At 37.0% G+C, this 15360-nt stretch carries 19 protein-coding genes; 15 read left to right on the forward strand and 4 right to left on the reverse strand.

Features of this window, described 5'->3' with window-relative positions; genetic code table 11:
* The first annotated feature begins 106 nt into the window (after positions 1–106).
* Entirely contained in the window at positions 107–793 is a 687-nt protein-coding gene (locus tag ACLR96_RS08995; protein WP_412265681.1) for an alpha/beta fold hydrolase, read from the forward strand.
* Positions 794–832: 39 nt separating this feature from the next.
* On the opposite strand, the gene ACLR96_RS09000 is transcribed toward ACLR96_RS08995, so the two are convergent.
* On the reverse strand, positions 833–1723 hold the full coding sequence (locus tag ACLR96_RS09000) for a 3-hydroxyacyl-CoA dehydrogenase family protein (RefSeq protein ID WP_177268587.1): 891 nt from the start codon (positions 1721–1723) through the stop codon (positions 833–835).
* Positions 1724–1908: 185 nt separating this feature from the next.
* Here ACLR96_RS09000 and ACLR96_RS09005 point away from each other — a divergent pair, with 185 nt between their 5' ends.
* The 7 genes from ACLR96_RS09005 (at position 1909) to ACLR96_RS09035 (ending at position 8245) form a co-directional block, all read left to right on the forward strand.
* The gene (locus tag ACLR96_RS09005; protein WP_177268585.1) at positions 1909–2592 is read left to right on the forward strand and encodes a response regulator transcription factor; all 684 of its coding nucleotides are present in this window, start codon (positions 1909–1911) and stop codon (positions 2590–2592) included.
* Between the two features lie 8 nt (positions 2593–2600).
* The gene (locus ACLR96_RS09010; RefSeq protein ID WP_177268583.1) at positions 2601–4532 is read left to right on the forward strand and encodes a histidine kinase dimerization/phospho-acceptor domain-containing protein; all 1932 of its coding nucleotides are present in this window, start codon (positions 2601–2603) and stop codon (positions 4530–4532) included.
* 190 nt (positions 4533–4722) lie between these two features.
* The gene (locus tag ACLR96_RS09015) at positions 4723–5127 is read left to right on the forward strand and encodes a hypothetical protein (RefSeq protein WP_177268581.1); all 405 of its coding nucleotides are present in this window, start codon (positions 4723–4725) and stop codon (positions 5125–5127) included.
* Positions 5124–5750: a dTMP kinase gene (tmk, locus tag ACLR96_RS09020; RefSeq protein WP_177268579.1), complete on the forward strand. Its 627-nt coding sequence runs from the start codon at positions 5124–5126 to the stop codon at positions 5748–5750. The genes ACLR96_RS09015 and tmk overlap by 4 nt, the downstream gene beginning before the upstream one ends.
* Positions 5751–5757: 7 nt before the next feature.
* Entirely contained in the window at positions 5758–6570 is an 813-nt protein-coding gene (locus ACLR96_RS09025) for a hypothetical protein (RefSeq protein WP_177268577.1), read from the forward strand.
* Positions 6571–6573: 3 nt separating this feature from the next.
* Entirely contained in the window at positions 6574–7500 is a 927-nt protein-coding gene (locus ACLR96_RS09030) for a PSP1 domain-containing protein (RefSeq protein WP_177268603.1), read from the forward strand.
* Between the two features lie 7 nt (positions 7501–7507).
* Positions 7508–8245, forward strand: coding sequence for a methyltransferase domain-containing protein (locus ACLR96_RS09035; protein WP_177268575.1), 738 nt, complete (start codon positions 7508–7510; stop codon positions 8243–8245).
* 7 nt (positions 8246–8252) lie between these two features.
* Here the strand turns inward: ACLR96_RS09035 and ACLR96_RS09040 are convergent, their stop codons facing one another.
* The gene (locus tag ACLR96_RS09040; protein WP_177268573.1) at positions 8253–8780 is read right to left on the reverse strand and encodes a nucleoside recognition domain-containing protein; all 528 of its coding nucleotides are present in this window, start codon (positions 8778–8780) and stop codon (positions 8253–8255) included.
* Positions 8773–9354, reverse strand: a complete 582-nt coding sequence (locus tag ACLR96_RS09045) for a nucleoside recognition domain-containing protein (RefSeq protein WP_177268571.1) — start codon at positions 9352–9354, stop codon at positions 8773–8775. The genes ACLR96_RS09040 and ACLR96_RS09045 overlap by 8 nt, the downstream gene beginning before the upstream one ends.
* Before the next feature lie 98 nt (positions 9355–9452).
* On the opposite strand from ACLR96_RS09045, the gene ACLR96_RS09050 reads away from it, so the two are divergent.
* The 7 genes from ACLR96_RS09050 to ACLR96_RS09080 all read left to right on the forward strand — a co-directional run bounded on the left by ACLR96_RS09050 (position 9453) and on the right by ACLR96_RS09080 (position 14984).
* Positions 9453–9770 carry a DUF948 domain-containing protein gene (locus ACLR96_RS09050; protein ID WP_177268569.1) on the forward strand — a complete coding sequence of 106 codons (318 nt, stop codon included), beginning with the start codon at positions 9453–9455 and terminating at the stop codon, positions 9768–9770.
* A 58-nt stretch (positions 9771–9828) separates the two neighbouring features.
* Positions 9829–10071: an AbrB/MazE/SpoVT family DNA-binding domain-containing protein gene (locus ACLR96_RS09055; protein ID WP_177268567.1), complete on the forward strand. Its 243-nt coding sequence runs from the start codon at positions 9829–9831 to the stop codon at positions 10069–10071.
* 219 nt (positions 10072–10290) lie between these two features.
* Positions 10291–11562 (forward strand): UDP-N-acetylglucosamine 1-carboxyvinyltransferase, encoded by a 1272-nt coding sequence (gene murA, locus ACLR96_RS09060; protein WP_177268565.1) that lies wholly within the window; start codon positions 10291–10293, stop codon positions 11560–11562.
* A 249-nt stretch (positions 11563–11811) separates the two neighbouring features.
* A complete protein-coding gene (rbr, locus tag ACLR96_RS09065) occupies positions 11812–12348 on the forward strand; it encodes a rubrerythrin (protein WP_177268563.1) in 537 nt (178 codons plus the stop codon).
* A 123-nt stretch (positions 12349–12471) separates the two neighbouring features.
* Positions 12472–12687, forward strand: coding sequence for a FeoA family protein (locus ACLR96_RS09070; RefSeq protein ID WP_177268561.1), 216 nt, complete (start codon positions 12472–12474; stop codon positions 12685–12687).
* Positions 12688–12786: 99 nt separating this feature from the next.
* A complete protein-coding gene (gene feoB, locus ACLR96_RS09075; protein ID WP_177268559.1) occupies positions 12787–14805 on the forward strand; it encodes a FeoB small GTPase domain-containing protein in 2019 nt (672 codons plus the stop codon).
* Positions 14802–14984, forward strand: a complete 183-nt coding sequence (locus tag ACLR96_RS09080) for a FeoB-associated Cys-rich membrane protein (RefSeq protein ID WP_207722976.1) — start codon at positions 14802–14804, stop codon at positions 14982–14984. The genes feoB and ACLR96_RS09080 overlap by 4 nt, the downstream gene beginning before the upstream one ends.
* Before the next feature lie 72 nt (positions 14985–15056).
* Here the strand turns inward: ACLR96_RS09080 and ACLR96_RS09085 are convergent.
* Positions 15057–15360, reverse strand: a 304-nt coding sequence (locus tag ACLR96_RS09085) for a SpoIID/LytB domain-containing protein (RefSeq protein ID WP_412265691.1), incomplete at its 5' end; no start/stop codon positions are given.

The raw sequence follows: 15360 nt of genomic DNA on the forward strand, positions 1-15360 counted from the left end.
GCGCTGATGATACTTGGCGGGAGACCGCCTGGGAAAGTAGGACGTTGCCGCTTATAAAAAAACAGCTTGAATAACAAGCTGTTTTTCTTTATGTATAATAAAGGGGATGACAATGAATATATCGTTACATTATGAGGAGCGAGGTGAAGGTTTTCCTATTATTTTATTACACGGAAATGGAGGCTCTTGTGAATATTTTTCTCATCAGATTGAATATTTTTCAAAAGATTATAAAGTGATTGCGTTAGATACGAGAGGTCATGGGAAATCCGATAGAGGAATAGCTCCTTTTACTATTCGGCAATTTGCGGAGGATCTGTATTTTTTTATGAATGTTCATAAAATCAAAAAAGCTCATATATTAGGATTTTCTGACGGAGGGAATATCGCTTTGTGTTTTGCGCTTAAATATTCTTATATGGTTGAAAAATTAATTATTAATGGTGCTGATTTAGTTCCTTCAGGAGTAAAATGTAGGATCCAGATTCCTATTAAGATAGGATATAAAGTTGCTAAAATGTTTTCTTCAAGAAATACAATGGCAATGTTAAAGGCTGAGATGCTGAAACTTATGATAGATGAGCCGTACATTTCCTCTGATGAGTTAAAAAAACTTTCAATGCCTGTACTTGTCATGGCTGGAACAAAAGATTTAATAAAAAGCAAACATACCCGACTTATTGCTGACAGTATTCCCGGGGCTCAGCTTATATTTATTAAGGGAAATCATTTTATTGCTCAAAAAAACTGTAAAGAATTTAATTATGCAGTTGAAGAATTTCTAAGAAAATAAATATTAAAAGCGCTCTTATAGAAGAGCGCTTTTAAATTATTATCTGAGGAGATATGTGTTAGGTGTTTTTGTTCCATCTTCGTGATATATATAAAAACCTATACCTGTTTTTCTTCCGAGAAAGCCTGAGTCTACCATTCTTCTGAGCGATACTGCAGGTCTGTATTTTGGATCGCCTATCTCTTCATGAAGTACCTGCATTACTGCTAATTCTACATCTATTCCTATCATATCCATGAGTTCGAGAGGTCCCATGGGATGATGGAGCCCGAGTTTCACACCTCTGTCTATTTCTTCTATTGTTCCTATTTTTCTTTCTACAAGTATACATGCTTCGTTAAGCATCGGTATCAACATTCGGTTGACAATGAATCCGGGTTCATCATGGGCGATAATACAGGATTTTCCCATGAATTCTCCTAAAATTTTTGCTTTTGAAAGAGCTTGATCACTTGTTTGATAGCCTCTTACTATTTCCATGAGTGGCATTTTTGGGACAGGACTGAAGAAATGCATACCTACAAATCTTTCAGGGTTTTTAAATATATTGCCCAGAGCAGTTATAGATATAGATGAAGTATTACTGGCTATTATAGCATCTTTTTTTGCGTAAGATTCCAGTTTTTTCATTATATTTGTCTTTATCTCTTTGTTTTCGGCTACTGCTTCAATAATAACGTCAGAATCTTTACAGTCAGAAATATGAGTGGTACAGGATATCCGTGAGAGAGCATTCTTTTTTTCGGATTCGTTCATTTTTCCTTTTTCGACGGCTTTTTTTAGATTTTTGTCGATTGTTTTCATGCTTTTTTCAAGCTGAGATTGTGAAATATCGTATGCAGTTACATTAAGTCCTTTTACAGCGGTATTTTCTACGATACCGGAACCCATGAAACCTGCGCCTACAACAAATATTTTTTTGATGTTCATAATTGGCATACCCTTTCTATATTGTTAATATCAGAAATTTTACTCTATTTAGGATTGTTTTGCAATACTATTTATATTTTTTCGATTTTACCTATTAAATAGTCGCTGATTTAATAAATTCTTAATAGTTTTACATATTTTTTCTCAATGGATTTCGTGGCATAATAATAGTGGAGGTTGAGATGATGTATAACATATTAATATGTGATGATGAAAAAGATATTGTAGCTGCTCTCAAAATTTACTTGTCGGGGAATGATTATAATCTTTATGAAGCTTATGATGGAAGAGAAGCTCTTGCGATAATAGAAGAGAATGATATTCACTTGGTTCTTCTTGATATAATGATGCCTGAGATAGATGGCATACAGGTTCTTACTACGCTGAGAAAGGATTGTAATATGCCTGTTATATTTCTTACTGCTAAAGGGGAGGACACTGATAAGATATTAGGGCTTAATATAGGAGCTGATGATTATGTTACTAAACCTTTTAATCCTGTGGAGCTTCTTGCTAGGGTGAAATCACAGTTACGAAGATATATGGAATTGGGAGCTGCTCCAATGAAAAAAAGTACGCTTAAAATCGGTGATATAGAGCTTGATGATGAATCTAAAGAAGTTGTGTTCATGGGAAACGCTGTGAGACTTACACCCAAGGAATATGGAATTTTAAGGCTTCTTATGGAAAACAGAGGAAAGGTTTTCGCTCCCAAGGAAATTTACAGAGCTGTTTGGGAAGAAGATTCATTTGGCGCTGAAGGCACTGTTGCTGTACATATACGTCATATACGCGAGAAACTGGAGATCAATCCAGATCAGCCTCGTCATATTAAAGTCGTTTGGGGACAGGGATATAAGATTGAATGAGGTGAAGAATGGATAAGTTAAATAAGAGTTTTGTGATCAGAGCGATATTGTATATTTTGATGATCGTTTTTATTACAGTAACTGTGCTATCAAGTATAGTGGTTATTACGAATATATCGAATCATTGGTACTATAAAAATAAAGAAAGTGTTAAGCAGGATATATATTCTGATATATCCAGCCTGATTTCCTACCGTATGAACGATATTGTGTATTATGAGACTTATACTGAAGGCGACAGTGATTTGACAGAGTCAGTAAGTACTGGGGAGTATAATTTGTTTATAAATGATGAGGAACTTGTAAAGGGTGAGAGCTCATCTACTCAGTTTGGCTATACTATGTATATGATAGATGAAGAAAAGGATGATGCACAGCCTGAAATTCTAAGAGAGCTCAATCCACAGCTTGGTGAACAGGACGGCGTATTTACAGACAGTATATGGCACAGTGAGGGAATTTATATAGAGATATATTTGGGGGATCTTGAAAACGGAGGTGTTCCTGATGAGATTGATTACATATATGGTTTATTCAAAGCTGTATACGGCTATAGAACTGTGGCGATGGCGGCATCGATAATAGGAACGATATTTTCAGTTGTGTTATTTATAATTCTTATGTGCGCTGCAGGCAGGGACAGAGAAAAGCGTTCATTTATAAATAAAATTCCGATGGATTTTTTAACAGTGGTATTGACATTGCCCATGATTTTTATCATGATGATATCTTTTGATTCGGAAATTTCATTTTTTAACTATGAAGAGCTGATCGCGGCGATTTGCGCTGTTACCGTTGCAATATCTATTATAGTTACATGTTATATGCTGGTATTTGCTGTACAGGTGAAAGCTGGCGGATGGTGGAGAAATACGGTAATTTTTAAACTTTTAAGGATGCTAAAAAAAATAATATTGATTGTGGCGAAGACCTTTGGACATGTTAGTCTTGTATGGAAAACAGGTTTGGCAGTTTTGGCTGGAATTATGATAAATTTTATAATGATGATTCAGGCTATAAACAGTTATGGCTCGGGAGGAGTTCTGTTTATCTGGTTTATTGGGGCGATAATTACAGCAGCTCTGATAATATATATATCTTTGTGTATGAAAAGGCTTCAAGATGGAGCAAGGCATCTGGCTGAAGGAGATATGGGTTATAAAGTTGATAAGAAGGGTTTGTTTTTTGATCTTGAAAAGTATGCGGAAAGTTTAAATGATATAAGTAATGGAATGTCGACTGTAGTAGAGGAAAGGTTAAAGAGTGAGAGGTTCAAAACAGAGCTTATAACTAATGTATCCCATGATATTAAAACTCCTATCACTTCTATAATTAATTATGTTGATTTTTTGAAAAAAGAAGATATAGACAATGAAAAGGCAAAGGAATATATAGATGTGCTGGATAGGCAGTCTCAGCGTTTGAAGAAACTGACTGAAGATCTCGTGGAAGCTTCTAAGGCGGCTACAGGCAATGTGAATATAGAGCTTCTTCCCTGCGATGCAGGAGTAATGATGATGCAGGTTATGGGGGAATATAAAGAGAAAGCTGAAAAAGAACGTCTGGAAATGATTATGAGGCTGCCTGAAGAAAATATATCTATAATGGCTGATGGACGTAGTATGTGGAGAGTGTTTGACAATTTGCTAAATAATATATGCAAATATTCTCAGCCGGGAACAAGAGTATATCAGACCCTTGAAAAGAAGGCGGGAAAGGCTGTCATAACGTATAAAAACACTTCTAAATATGAGCTTAATATTTCAGGAGAAGAATTGACGGAAAGGTTTGTAAGGGGTGATAGCTCCAGGCATACGGAGGGGAGTGGGCTTGGGCTTTCCATAGCCAGAAATCTTGTGGAACTTCAGGGAGGCAGTTTTGAAATATATATAGATGGAGACCTGTTTAAAGTTATTATAGAATTTGATTTGATTTCCTGAAAAACGTAACGAGGAAAGAGGATATTTCTTTCCTCGTTTTTTATATTCTTTGGAATCTCAGAGAATGGCTGATTTCTTGATTTTTAACAGATGGTAAGTTATAATAAACGTTATTGGTGTAAACGCTTAAAACAAAAAAATTTAGCTGGAAAACTTGATGCAATGATATTATATAAGAGGATAGAGGTTTATGGGTTTCATAAAGTTTGTATTTGTATTAGTCATAGTAATACCTTTAGCAGTATTAATGATGTATTTTATTAATAATCTTAACGAGAAACTGAAGACGTCTTCTAAGGATCCTCAGAATGAGAGGAAAAGTGAAAAGAAAAGCTCTGAAAGACGGGGAAGTTCAATTGCCGGATCTGGTGAAAGCAGAAGGAATGAAAATAAGCAATATGTGAGAGAGCAGTATAAAAACAGAGAAGCGCAGGAAACAGAGCGATACAAAAAGGAGACTCCTTATTACAAGAAAAAGCAGGAGCGAAAAGAAGCTGTGGATAGGAACGAGGATCGTCCGGAAAAGCAGTTAAGTAAGAGAAAGCGAAGAAAAGAAAGAAAAAATAAAAAGAAAGTCAGAGAAAAGCAGCGATGAAAAAAGGTTATTTCATATCTTTTGAGGGAGTGGATGGATCGGGAAAGTCCACACAGATAAAAAAACTTGAGACGTTTTTTTTCAATAAAGGTTATCAGGTTGTGTTAACCAGAGAACCCGGTGGCACTAAAATAGGCGAAAAAATAAGGGATATAATTCTGGATACATCTAATGAGAAAATGACATATATGACGGAAGCTTTGCTTTATGCTGCATCTCGTGCTCAGCATGTAGAGCAGATTATAGGCCCTGCAATAGAAGCAGGAAAGATTGTGATATGTGATAGGTTTGTTGATTCAAGTGTTGCTTATCAGGGATATGGAAGAAAACTCGGAAAATGTATTAATGTTATAAACGGATATGCGGTGAATGGATATATGCCAGATATGACTTTTCTGATGAGAGTAAAGCCTGATGTAGGAAGCGGACGGATAAAAGACAGGGAACGTGATAGGATAGAGATGGAAAATGAAGATTTTTATAAAAGAGTTTATGAGGGATATGAGATTTTGGAAAAGGATTTCCCCGGCAGAATTATTGGAATAGATGCTTCCCAGACTATAGAAGATATTGAAAAGACTATAACATCCCATATAGAATATCTTTTGAGAAATGATAGGTGATTGTAGAATGTATTTTAAAGAGCGAGATGAAAATCAGAATTTAATAGCCAGACTGGATCATATCATAGAGACGGATAAGATATCTCACGCTTATATCTTCGAAGGGATCGGTTGTATAGATAAAAGGTCATTTGTCGAGAGTTTTGTAAAAGGGATTCTGTGTCCTGTAAATACAGGGGATAACTGTAATTCTTGCGGTATATGCCGCAAAGTAGATCACGGTAATCACGAAGATATAATATATATTAAAGCATCAGGTGGATCTATTAAAGATGCAGATATTGTAAAGATGCAGGAAAGTCTTAAAAACAAGCCATTTGGTGATCGTCATATTGTGATAATAGAAAACAGCGATACTATGACGTTGCGTGCTCAAAACAGACTTTTGAAAACGTTGGAAGAGCCGCCGGGTAGCTCTGTAATTATGCTTTTGTCAGAAAATATGGAAAATCTCGTGCAGACAATAAAATCCAGATGTGTGAAATATAGAATAAATTATTTTGGCAGTGAAGGATATGATTTTATGATAGAAAAGGCGGAGAAGGTGTCTGATATGGCATTGAACCGAGAACCTTTTTATAAATTAAAGCAGGAAATTGATGATATTCTTGGAAACAGTGATGAAGTGGCGGGATTTTTAGACAGCCTTCAAGTAGTTTTCAGAAATATGCTTATAAAGAAAAACAAAGGGATATCTCTTTATAAGGATGAGGATCTTAAAAGAAATATATATGCCGCAGAGAATGCAAGAAGACAGATTAAAGAAGGCGTTTCTCAATCTTATGCAATGAAGAATTTGCTGATAAAAATCGGAGGATAGATGATGACAAAGGTAGTAGGTATAAAGTTTAAGGAAGCAGGGAAACTCTATTATTTCAGCCCAGGAGAATTTAAAGTCGGTGTAGGTGATAATGTTATTGTTGAGACAGCAAGAGGTTTGGAGTTCGGAACTGTTACCATGGGAGAGACGGAAGTAAAGGAACAAGATCTGGTGGCTCCTCTTAAAAATATAATAAGAATAGCTGATGAAAAAGATAAAAAACGGCATGAGGAAAATCTTGCAAAAAAAAGTGAGGCTCTGAGGCTCTGTCAGCAAAAGGTAGATGATCATAAGCTTGAAATGAAACTCATAGATGTGGAATATACTTTTGATAATAGTAAAGTGATTTTTTATTTCACTGCTGATGGAAGAGTGGATTTTAGAGAGCTTGTGAAAGATCTGGCTGCAATTTTTAGAATGAGGATAGAATTAAGGCAAATCGGAGTCAGGGATGAGGCAAAGATGCTGGGCGGTGTCGGAAATTGCGGAAGAGGTCTTTGTTGTAATACGTGGCTTTCTGATTTTGAGCCGGTATCTATAAAGATGGCGAAGGTTCAGAATTTATCGCTTAATCCTTCTAAGATATCAGGTATTTGCGGAAGGCTGATGTGCTGTTTGAAGTTTGAGAATGAAGTATATACACATCTGAAAAAGGGAATGCCTTCTGTAGGTGAAAGGATTAAGACGCCGGATGGGATGGCTGTGGTAACAGACGTTAATATACTTGAAAATGTTGTGAAGACAAGACTTATAGTAGAAGAAGGATCTAAGGATAAGGATTCTGAAGAAAAGCTCAGTGCAGAAATTTATAATTATAAAAAGGATGATATAAAGAGATTTGGAAAGAAAAATAACAGAAAAAGAGAGGATGAGCTAGCCAATCTGGAGGATGATGTGCTGAAAGAAATCAAAGAGCTGATGAAGGATTAATATCTTGATGAATATGGAGAGAGTAGAAAATATAGGATTTGGGGATCTAAAGCTTATACAGGATCCGAAAGGCTTCTGTTACGGGGTAGATGCTGTCATACTTGCTGATTTTGCATATAATATCTGCAGCAGATTCAAAATGGCAGCGGATCTGGGAACGGGTAATGGAATCATACCGTTTATTTTGAGTCATAAAAATAAAGATGCTAAGTTTATAGGCGTGGAGCTGCAAAAGTCTTCTGTTCAGATGGCGGAAAGAAGCTGCGAATTAAATAAACTGCAGTCACGTGTCGAGTTTTTTCAAGCGGATATTTCAAAACTTGATAAAAGCATATATTTTGATAAAGATATAGATATGGTTACTTGTAATCCTCCTTATTTTCCGAAAGGAGGGGGAATTCCTTCGGGCAATGAAAGTAAGTTTATTGCAAGGCATGAGACCGTTGCCGATATAGGAGATTTTATAAAAGCTGCTTCTGATATGTTAAATGGAAGCGGTGATTTTTTCATGGTACACAGACCTTCACGGCTTGTGGATATTTTTTATTATTGCAGAAAGAATCGTATAGAGCCTAAAAATATTAGGTTTGTAGTTCCCAGACAAGGACAGCCTCCTAATATTGTACTTGTACATTGCAGAGCAGGGGGTGGTCGCGAGCTTAAAATAATGAAGGATCTGTGTATCTATGGATCTGGGAGGAGTTACAGTGATGAAATAATGAAAATATATGAGCGGATCCGATGAAATTTTGTTATAAAATTTTGCATATATATACTGACGCAAAAATTCCCGCAATATAACCTATGAGACCTGCTGTGAAAGAGTGCCTCATTTTTTTTACTGATGTGACTCCAAAATACAGTGCCAGAACATAGAATATAGTTTCACAACTTCCTACCATGACAGAAGCCGCGCGGCCGACAAGAGAATCAGGTCCCGAGATTTCCATTATTCTTTCTGCGACTACAAGAGAGCCGCTTCCAGAGACAGGCCTTAAAAATATGAGAGAAATAAGTTCTTCGGGGATAGCAAAAAAATTGAAGACAGGTGCTGCTGCTTTTTCTATGAAGTCCATGGCTCCGGATGATGTCAGTGCTTCGATTCCTATAAAGATACCGATGATGAAGGGAAGTATGTCTATACATGTATGAAGGCCTTCCTTAGCTCCTTCAATAAATACATCGTAGATATCTGTTTTTTTCTTTATACCGTATAAAATTATTATGGTTATGAGTATAGGGAGAAACATTACGGAAAAAATACTTAGAAGGTTAGACATTTTTATTCTTCCTTTCGAAGATCTTACATACTAATACTGAAATAATCATGGAAATCAAACCGGCAATTATGGATGGGAGAATTATATCCTCAGGAGCGGAGGAACCGAGATCACTTCGTATTTTTATGACTGTTATAGGAACAAGCTGTATCATTGACATGCTGAGCGCCATAAACATGCACATGGCATCACTTGCATAGGAGGGATGGGGGTTTTCTTTATCCAAAAGTTCCATAGCTTTTAGTGAGAATATGGTGGCACTGTTTCCGGCTCCAAATATATTAGCCATAAAACTCATTATCATCATGGCGATGGTTTTATCGTTTTTTTCGTATGGGAAGAGAAATGATATCAAAGGTTTCACAGCATTGGATACTTTTTCTATGAGACCGGACACTTCAGCGATCTTCATAAGACCGCTCCATACTGCCATTATACCAGCCAGAGATATTATAAACTGAACGGCCTGTGTACAACTGCTCATTAAGCCGTCTGTGAATTCTGCAGTTTTACCGTTAATAATGGAGAAAACGACACCTATGAGGAGCATAAAGCCCCATATACGATTCATCATAATATACACCTCTACTAAAAATATTCGGTAAAACGAAAAATATGTTGAAGAGATTTCCATTTTATGTGATAATATAATAAGTATGGGAGGACTTGCCTATGAATATAACGATTGATTTGAAGATGTTGTTATTGATAATTATATGTGTTGCAGTCATAGTGCTGACAGTATATCTAATACGCTGTTTAAAGCGTCTGGCGGTAACGCTTGAGCATACCAGTGAAGTACTCAAAGATGTAGAGGTTATAACTGATTTGGCAGCAAAGAGGAGTAAGGATGTCGATGACATTATAAGTAATGTATCGGATACTGTTTCAGACATAACAGATACGGTAAATGAAAAACAAAGTGTAATATCAATGATAACTGCGATAGTAAAAGCGATCTTAGCCATTAAGAATGCTTCTGATAAGTAAAAATAGTTTTGTATAGGCGGTTTCAAAAGTTCAGGGTATTGATTGAAAGGAGTTAGTCATGAAAGCAATAGGAATTGTAAGAAAAGTTGATGAATTGGGCAGGATCGTATTACCTATAGAGCTTAGGAGAACTTTAAACATAGAAATAAAAGATCCTCTTGAAATATACGTTGACGGAGAATCCATCATGCTTAAGAAATATCAGCCGGCCTGCGTTTTCTGTGGGAGTTCCGATGGCATAAAACAAATAAAGGGAAAAAATGTATGCAGTAAATGCATAAAGGAGCTGCAGAATTTATAAAAAACACACGAAAAAAGGAGCAATTTAATTGTCCTTTTTTTGCGTTAAAACAATATGTTTGGCAACAATAAATATTAAGGAAGAGGTTTTGTTAATACGTTTTGCTCCCCTTATGTGTAAAACCTGTAAACCTCTTCCTTATCATATGTAATCCTTGAAATAGTATAAGAAAGACAGTATAATATACTGATTGCGAAGTGAATTTTACGGAGGAAAAAAGTGGCAAAATTCCTGGTTCAAAAAAGCGCTCCGTTGCGAGGAGAAGTGACTATAAGTGGGGCAAAGAATGCTGTCCTTCCAATTATGGCTGCTACGCTTTTGACGGAAGAAAAATGTGAAATAAAAGATGTGCCGGCTCTTCGGGATGTAGATGTTATGTGCAGACTTCTGGAAAGCATGGGTGCAGCTGTAGATAAAAGACTTGATGAAAATAAGGTTTCCATAGAAGCAAGGGGGCAGATATCTTATGAAGCACCCTTTGATCTTGTAAAGATGATGAGAGCTTCAATACTGGTGCTCGGAGCACTTCTTATAAGAACGGGAAGAGCTGTAATACATCTTCCGGGAGGATGTGCTATAGGCAAAAGACCTGTTGAACTTCATTTGAAAGGGCTGAAGGCTTTGGGAGTAAAAATAGATGAAGAACAGCTTACAAGAGGAATTGTGGATGCGAGTGCTGAAAAACTTACAGGCAATACCATATATCTGGACTTTCCAAGCGTAGGCGCTACAGAAGTTATAATAATGGCGGCAGCCTTGGCTGAAGGTACTACTGTTTTGGAAAATGCAGCTCAGGAACCGGAAATTGTTGATTTGGCAAATTTCCTCAATAAAATGGGAGCAAGGATTAAAGGTGCAGGGACTGATACCATAAAAATAGATGGTGTAGAATCTCTCAAAGGTGTCTGTCATTATGTTATACCTGATAGAATAGAAGCAGGCACATTTATGGTGGGTGCGGCTATGACAAAGGGTAATGTCCTGATCAGGAATGTAGTACCTGATCATCTCAAAGCTGTGATCGCAAAACTTAGAGAGTGTGGCGTTTATATTGAGCAGATGGAAGATGGTGTCCTTGTGAGAGGAGATATGGGAGAGATCAATTCTACTGATGTCAAAACACTTCCGTATCCCGGATTTCCTACTGATATGCAGTCGCCTTTTATGGCTTTGCTGACAGTTGCGAAAGGCCCGAGCGTTGTTATAGAAACTGTTTTTGAAAACAGATTTATGCACGTAGGAGAATTTAATCGTATGGGGGCCAATATAAAAATAGATGGTAATTGTGCCATAATACCGGGTCACAAGAAGTTAAGTGGAGCGCAGGTTGTCGCTACAGATTTAAGAGCAGGGGCGGCGGTAGTACTTACAGGGCTTGTAGCTGAAGGAACTACAGAAGTTTCACAGATCTATCATGTAGATAGAGGTTATGAAAAGTTTGTAGAAAAACTTAGGTCATTGGGAGCTAATATTATGAGAGTAGAAGAATAATATAATATTAATATTTACAGTGCTGATCGGATGTCAACCGGACAGCACTTTTTAATTTTCTTTTATTTTAATTTCGGATGAAATATGTGGTTTCTCATCGTAAATTGAAAACACCAAACAATGTTAAAATTTTACATATGAATATTGTTTTATATATTTTATCTATAATATTTATTTTTTAAATGGCATATATTTCTTTTTTCAGGAAATAATAAGGATAATCGTAAATTACATCGAGGAGGATATATTATGAAAGATTTAAAAGGAAGTAAAACTTATGATAATCTGCTTATAGCTTTTGCCGGTGAGTCACAGGCAAGAAATAAATATACTTTTTTTGCCTCAAAAGCTAAAGAAGAGGGATATCATCAGATCAGCAAAATATTTGAAGATACTGCGGCAAATGAAAAGGAGCATGCGGAATTATGGTATAAGCATTTTGCCGGTATAGGAACAACTGAGGAGAATCTTCTTTCTGCAGCTGAAGGTGAACATTATGAATGGAGTGAAATGTATGCTGATATGGCCAAAGTGGCCAGAGAAGAAGGCTTTACGGAAATAGCGAAGCAAATGGAAGGCGTGGCAGGTATTGAAAAGCATCATGAGGATCGTTATAAGCAGCTTAGGGAGAACATACAGCAGAATAAGGTGTTTAAGCGTGATGAAGACGTTTTATGGATATGCGGCAATTGTGGACATGAACTGACAGGCAAAGAAGCTCCGGAAATATGCCCTGTATGCTTTCATCAAAAGGGATATTTTCAGATAAAGGCAAAGAATTATTAAAGATATAAAGTTATAACTAAAAATATATTGACAAAATAATATACAAGTGGTAAGTTATAGCTAATGAGGTTAGTAAATATTAACTAATCCATATAATAAAAATGAAAGCCAGAGGGAAATGTCATGAATTTAAATGATGCTAATGTTGGTGAAACATATATTGTAGAGGATATTGAAACAGACGATGAAGAGTTAAAGGCATTCCTTTTCTCGCTGGGATGTTACAGCGGGGAGCCTGTTACTGTGATATCTCATTTAAAAGGCGGCTGTACGGTTTCCATTAAAGATGGAAGATACAATATTGATAATGGCATAGCAAGTGCAGTTTTAATAAAATAGTGATTTAAATCACTATTTTTTATGGGCATCAGTTAGCTTCAGGTAACTATTTATTTGTTATATATTTACTAATAATGAGAGGAAATAGGAGGATATTTTATGAGAATTGCTTTTGCCGGCAACCCTAATAGTGGTAAGACGACAATGTATAATGCACTGACGGGGGAAAATGAACGCGTTGGTAACTGGGCCGGGGTTACTATAGGTAAAAAGGAGAGTCCGATAAAAAAGGAGTTCTATGATTTTGTAGAAGAAATCATTGCAGTGGACTTACCGGGAGCGTATTCAATGTCACCGTTTACGCCTGAGGAAGGTATTACAAGCGGATATGTGAGAGATGAGAATCCAGATGCTATAATTAATATAGTTGATGCTACGAATCTGAGCAGAAGTTTATTCTTTACGACTCAGCTTCTGGAACTTGGAATTCCTGTAGTAGTTGCTCTTAATAAGAGTGATATAAATGAAAAACAAAATACGAAAATTGATACTGAAGCTTTATCTAAAAAACTGAATTGCCCTATTATAAAAACTGTTTCAACGTCATCGGATAAAACGGGCCTTAAGGAAGCTGTAAATGCGGCTGTTGAATTGAATGGAAACGGTCAGAAAGCTCCTTATCTTCAAGCTGATATAGATCTTCATGATAAAAAAGCAGTTGAAGCGGAAGACAGAAAGCGTTTTGATTTTGTAAATAAAATCGTAAAGGAAGTGGAAACGCGTAAAGTTCTGACAAAAGAAAGAAATTCGCAAGACAAGGTGGATTCTGTACTTACAAATAAGGTTGCAGGAATTCTGATCTTTGCGGCTGTCATGTGGGCAGTATTTTGGATATCACAGTCAAAAGTAGGTCCGCTTATTGCTGACTGGCTTGTGGGATGGATTGAAACTTTCCAGGGATGGGTTTCAGGTCTTCTTGAAAACAGCTCTCCGCTTCTTCAGGCTATATTAGCGGATGGTATCGTTGGCGGCGTAGGTGCTGTAGTTGGCTTCCTGCCATTAGTAATGGTAATGTATTTCCTTATTGCACTCTTGGAAGATTGTGGTTATATGGCCCGAGTAAGTGTAGTAATGGATCCTATATTTAAGCGTGTAGGCCTTTCAGGTAAGTCTATAATTCCGATCATAATCGGTACAGGCTGCGGAATACCGGGCATAATGGCAAGCCGTACTATCAGAGATGAGAGAGAAAGAAGAGCTACTGCAATGCTTACGACATTTATTCCATGCGGAGCTAAGATTCCGGTTATAGCGTTGTTTGCAGGAGCATTTTTCTCAGGCGCTTCATGGGTTAATGCTTTGATGTATTTTGTGGGCATATTGCTTATTTTCTTAGGAGCATTACTTATTAAAGGAATTACGGGATATAAATATAGAAAATCATTCTTTATTATGGAACTTCCGAGCTACAAACTTCCTAGTCTTAAGAGAGCCTGCTTCTCAATGCTTGAGCGAGCTAAGGCGTACATAATCAAGGCTGCTACTATTATATTGGTTTGTAACTGTGTAGTTCAACTGATGCAGACCTTTAACTGGAAATTCCAGGTTGTGGGTGAAGATGCAGCAGATACTTCGATTCTGGCATCTATAGCCTCACCGTTTGCAGTTCTGCTGGTACCTTTGGGATTCGGAGCTTGGCAGTTGGCGGCAGCGGCAATTACAGGTTTTATAGCAAAAGAAAATGTTGTTGGCACACTAGCTGTAGTTTATTCCATCACAAGATTTATTGATACTGATGAGCTGGCTCTTACAGGAGGAGCAAATGAAGTAGCTGTTACAATGGGACTTACTACAGTAACTGCTCTGGCATATCTGATGTTTAACCTTTTCACACCTCCTTGCTTCGCAGCTATAGGAGCGATGAATTCTGAAATGAAGAGTGCTAAGTGGCTGTGGGGAGCTATAGGTCTTCAGCTGGGTACAGGATATACAGTAGCATTCTTGGTATATCAGTTTGGTACGCTTTTTACGGAAGGACATCTTGGAAATGCATTTATACCTGGATTGATTGCTGTATTGATCATGGCGGCTATCGTAGTTGTGATTTCTCGCAGATCGAGACAGAAATTTGATGTGGAATATTCGTTGCACAATAAAGGAACGGGGGCATCTGTATGATAACTGATATCATTGTCGGATTGATAATACTGCTGATAGTTGCCGGCGCGGTAGCTTATATAATAAGGGCAAAGAAAAGAGGTGCCAGATGTGTAGGCTGTCCTGATGCCGGATGCTGTTCACCTAAAAAGGAGCAGGAACATTCAGGATGTGGATGCGGTTGTCACAGCAGTAAATGATAAAATACAGATTTACAGATAAATAAGAACGGGTGCTATGTTGCTGGTGAGACCAATAACATAGCGCCCGTTTTAATATACTTGAGTTCCGCTGTAATAATGAGAAAGGATATCCTTATAAGTATATCCGTTTTTTGCCATACCATCTGCTCCATATTGGCTCATACCCACTCCATGTCCTGAACCATTGGAAGTGAATGTCACAGTATCTTCGGAAATATTTATTGTAAAATTGGCTGATGGAAGATTAAGTGCTTCTCGAACTTCCCTGCCTTTTAGTATTCCGTTTCCTATCTGCATTTTTTCTACTCTGTTTCCGTTGCTTCTGTTGATGATTTTGATGGTATCGGCGGTTATTGTTCCAAATGATATATTG

The organism is Lentihominibacter sp. (assembly GCF_046951855.1).
In the GTDB taxonomy this organism is placed as follows: domain Bacteria; phylum Bacillota; class Clostridia; order Peptostreptococcales; family Anaerovoracaceae; genus Lentihominibacter; species Lentihominibacter hominis.

Excerpts from the sequence above, each read along its gene's own strand:
- ACLR96_RS09050 (WP_177268569.1), top strand. The coding sequence starts at position 9,453 with ATGAATATAACGATTGATTTGAAGATGTTGTTATTGATAATTATATGT.
- ACLR96_RS09030 (WP_177268603.1), top strand. The coding sequence starts at position 6,574 with ATGACAAAGGTAGTAGGTATAAAGTTTAAGGAAGCAGGGAAACTCTAT.
- ACLR96_RS09045 (WP_177268571.1), bottom strand. The coding sequence starts at position 9,354 with ATGATGAATCGTATATGGGGCTTTATGCTCCTCATAGGTGTCGTTTTC.
- ACLR96_RS09080 (WP_207722976.1), top strand. The coding sequence starts at position 14,802 with ATGATAACTGATATCATTGTCGGATTGATAATACTGCTGATAGTTGCC.
- ACLR96_RS09015 (WP_177268581.1), top strand. The coding sequence starts at position 4,723 with ATGGGTTTCATAAAGTTTGTATTTGTATTAGTCATAGTAATACCTTTA.
- feoB (WP_177268559.1), top strand. The coding sequence starts at position 12,787 with ATGAGAATTGCTTTTGCCGGCAACCCTAATAGTGGTAAGACGACAATG.
- ACLR96_RS09055 (WP_177268567.1), top strand. The coding sequence starts at position 9,829 with ATGAAAGCAATAGGAATTGTAAGAAAAGTTGATGAATTGGGCAGGATC.
- tmk (WP_177268579.1), top strand. The coding sequence starts at position 5,124 with ATGAAAAAAGGTTATTTCATATCTTTTGAGGGAGTGGATGGATCGGGA.
- ACLR96_RS08995 (WP_412265681.1), top strand. The coding sequence starts at position 107 with ATGACAATGAATATATCGTTACATTATGAGGAGCGAGGTGAAGGTTTT.
- ACLR96_RS09000 (WP_177268587.1), bottom strand. The coding sequence starts at position 1,723 with ATGAACATCAAAAAAATATTTGTTGTAGGCGCAGGTTTCATGGGTTCC.
- ACLR96_RS09035 (WP_177268575.1), top strand. The coding sequence starts at position 7,508 with ATGAATATGGAGAGAGTAGAAAATATAGGATTTGGGGATCTAAAGCTT.
- ACLR96_RS09010 (WP_177268583.1), top strand. The coding sequence starts at position 2,601 with ATGGATAAGTTAAATAAGAGTTTTGTGATCAGAGCGATATTGTATATT.
- ACLR96_RS09025 (WP_177268577.1), top strand. The coding sequence starts at position 5,758 with ATGTATTTTAAAGAGCGAGATGAAAATCAGAATTTAATAGCCAGACTG.
- ACLR96_RS09005 (WP_177268585.1), top strand. The coding sequence starts at position 1,909 with ATGTATAACATATTAATATGTGATGATGAAAAAGATATTGTAGCTGCT.
- rbr (WP_177268563.1), top strand. The coding sequence starts at position 11,812 with ATGAAAGATTTAAAAGGAAGTAAAACTTATGATAATCTGCTTATAGCT.
- ACLR96_RS09040 (WP_177268573.1), bottom strand. The coding sequence starts at position 8,780 with ATGTCTAACCTTCTAAGTATTTTTTCCGTAATGTTTCTCCCTATACTC.
- ACLR96_RS09070 (WP_177268561.1), top strand. The coding sequence starts at position 12,472 with ATGAATTTAAATGATGCTAATGTTGGTGAAACATATATTGTAGAGGAT.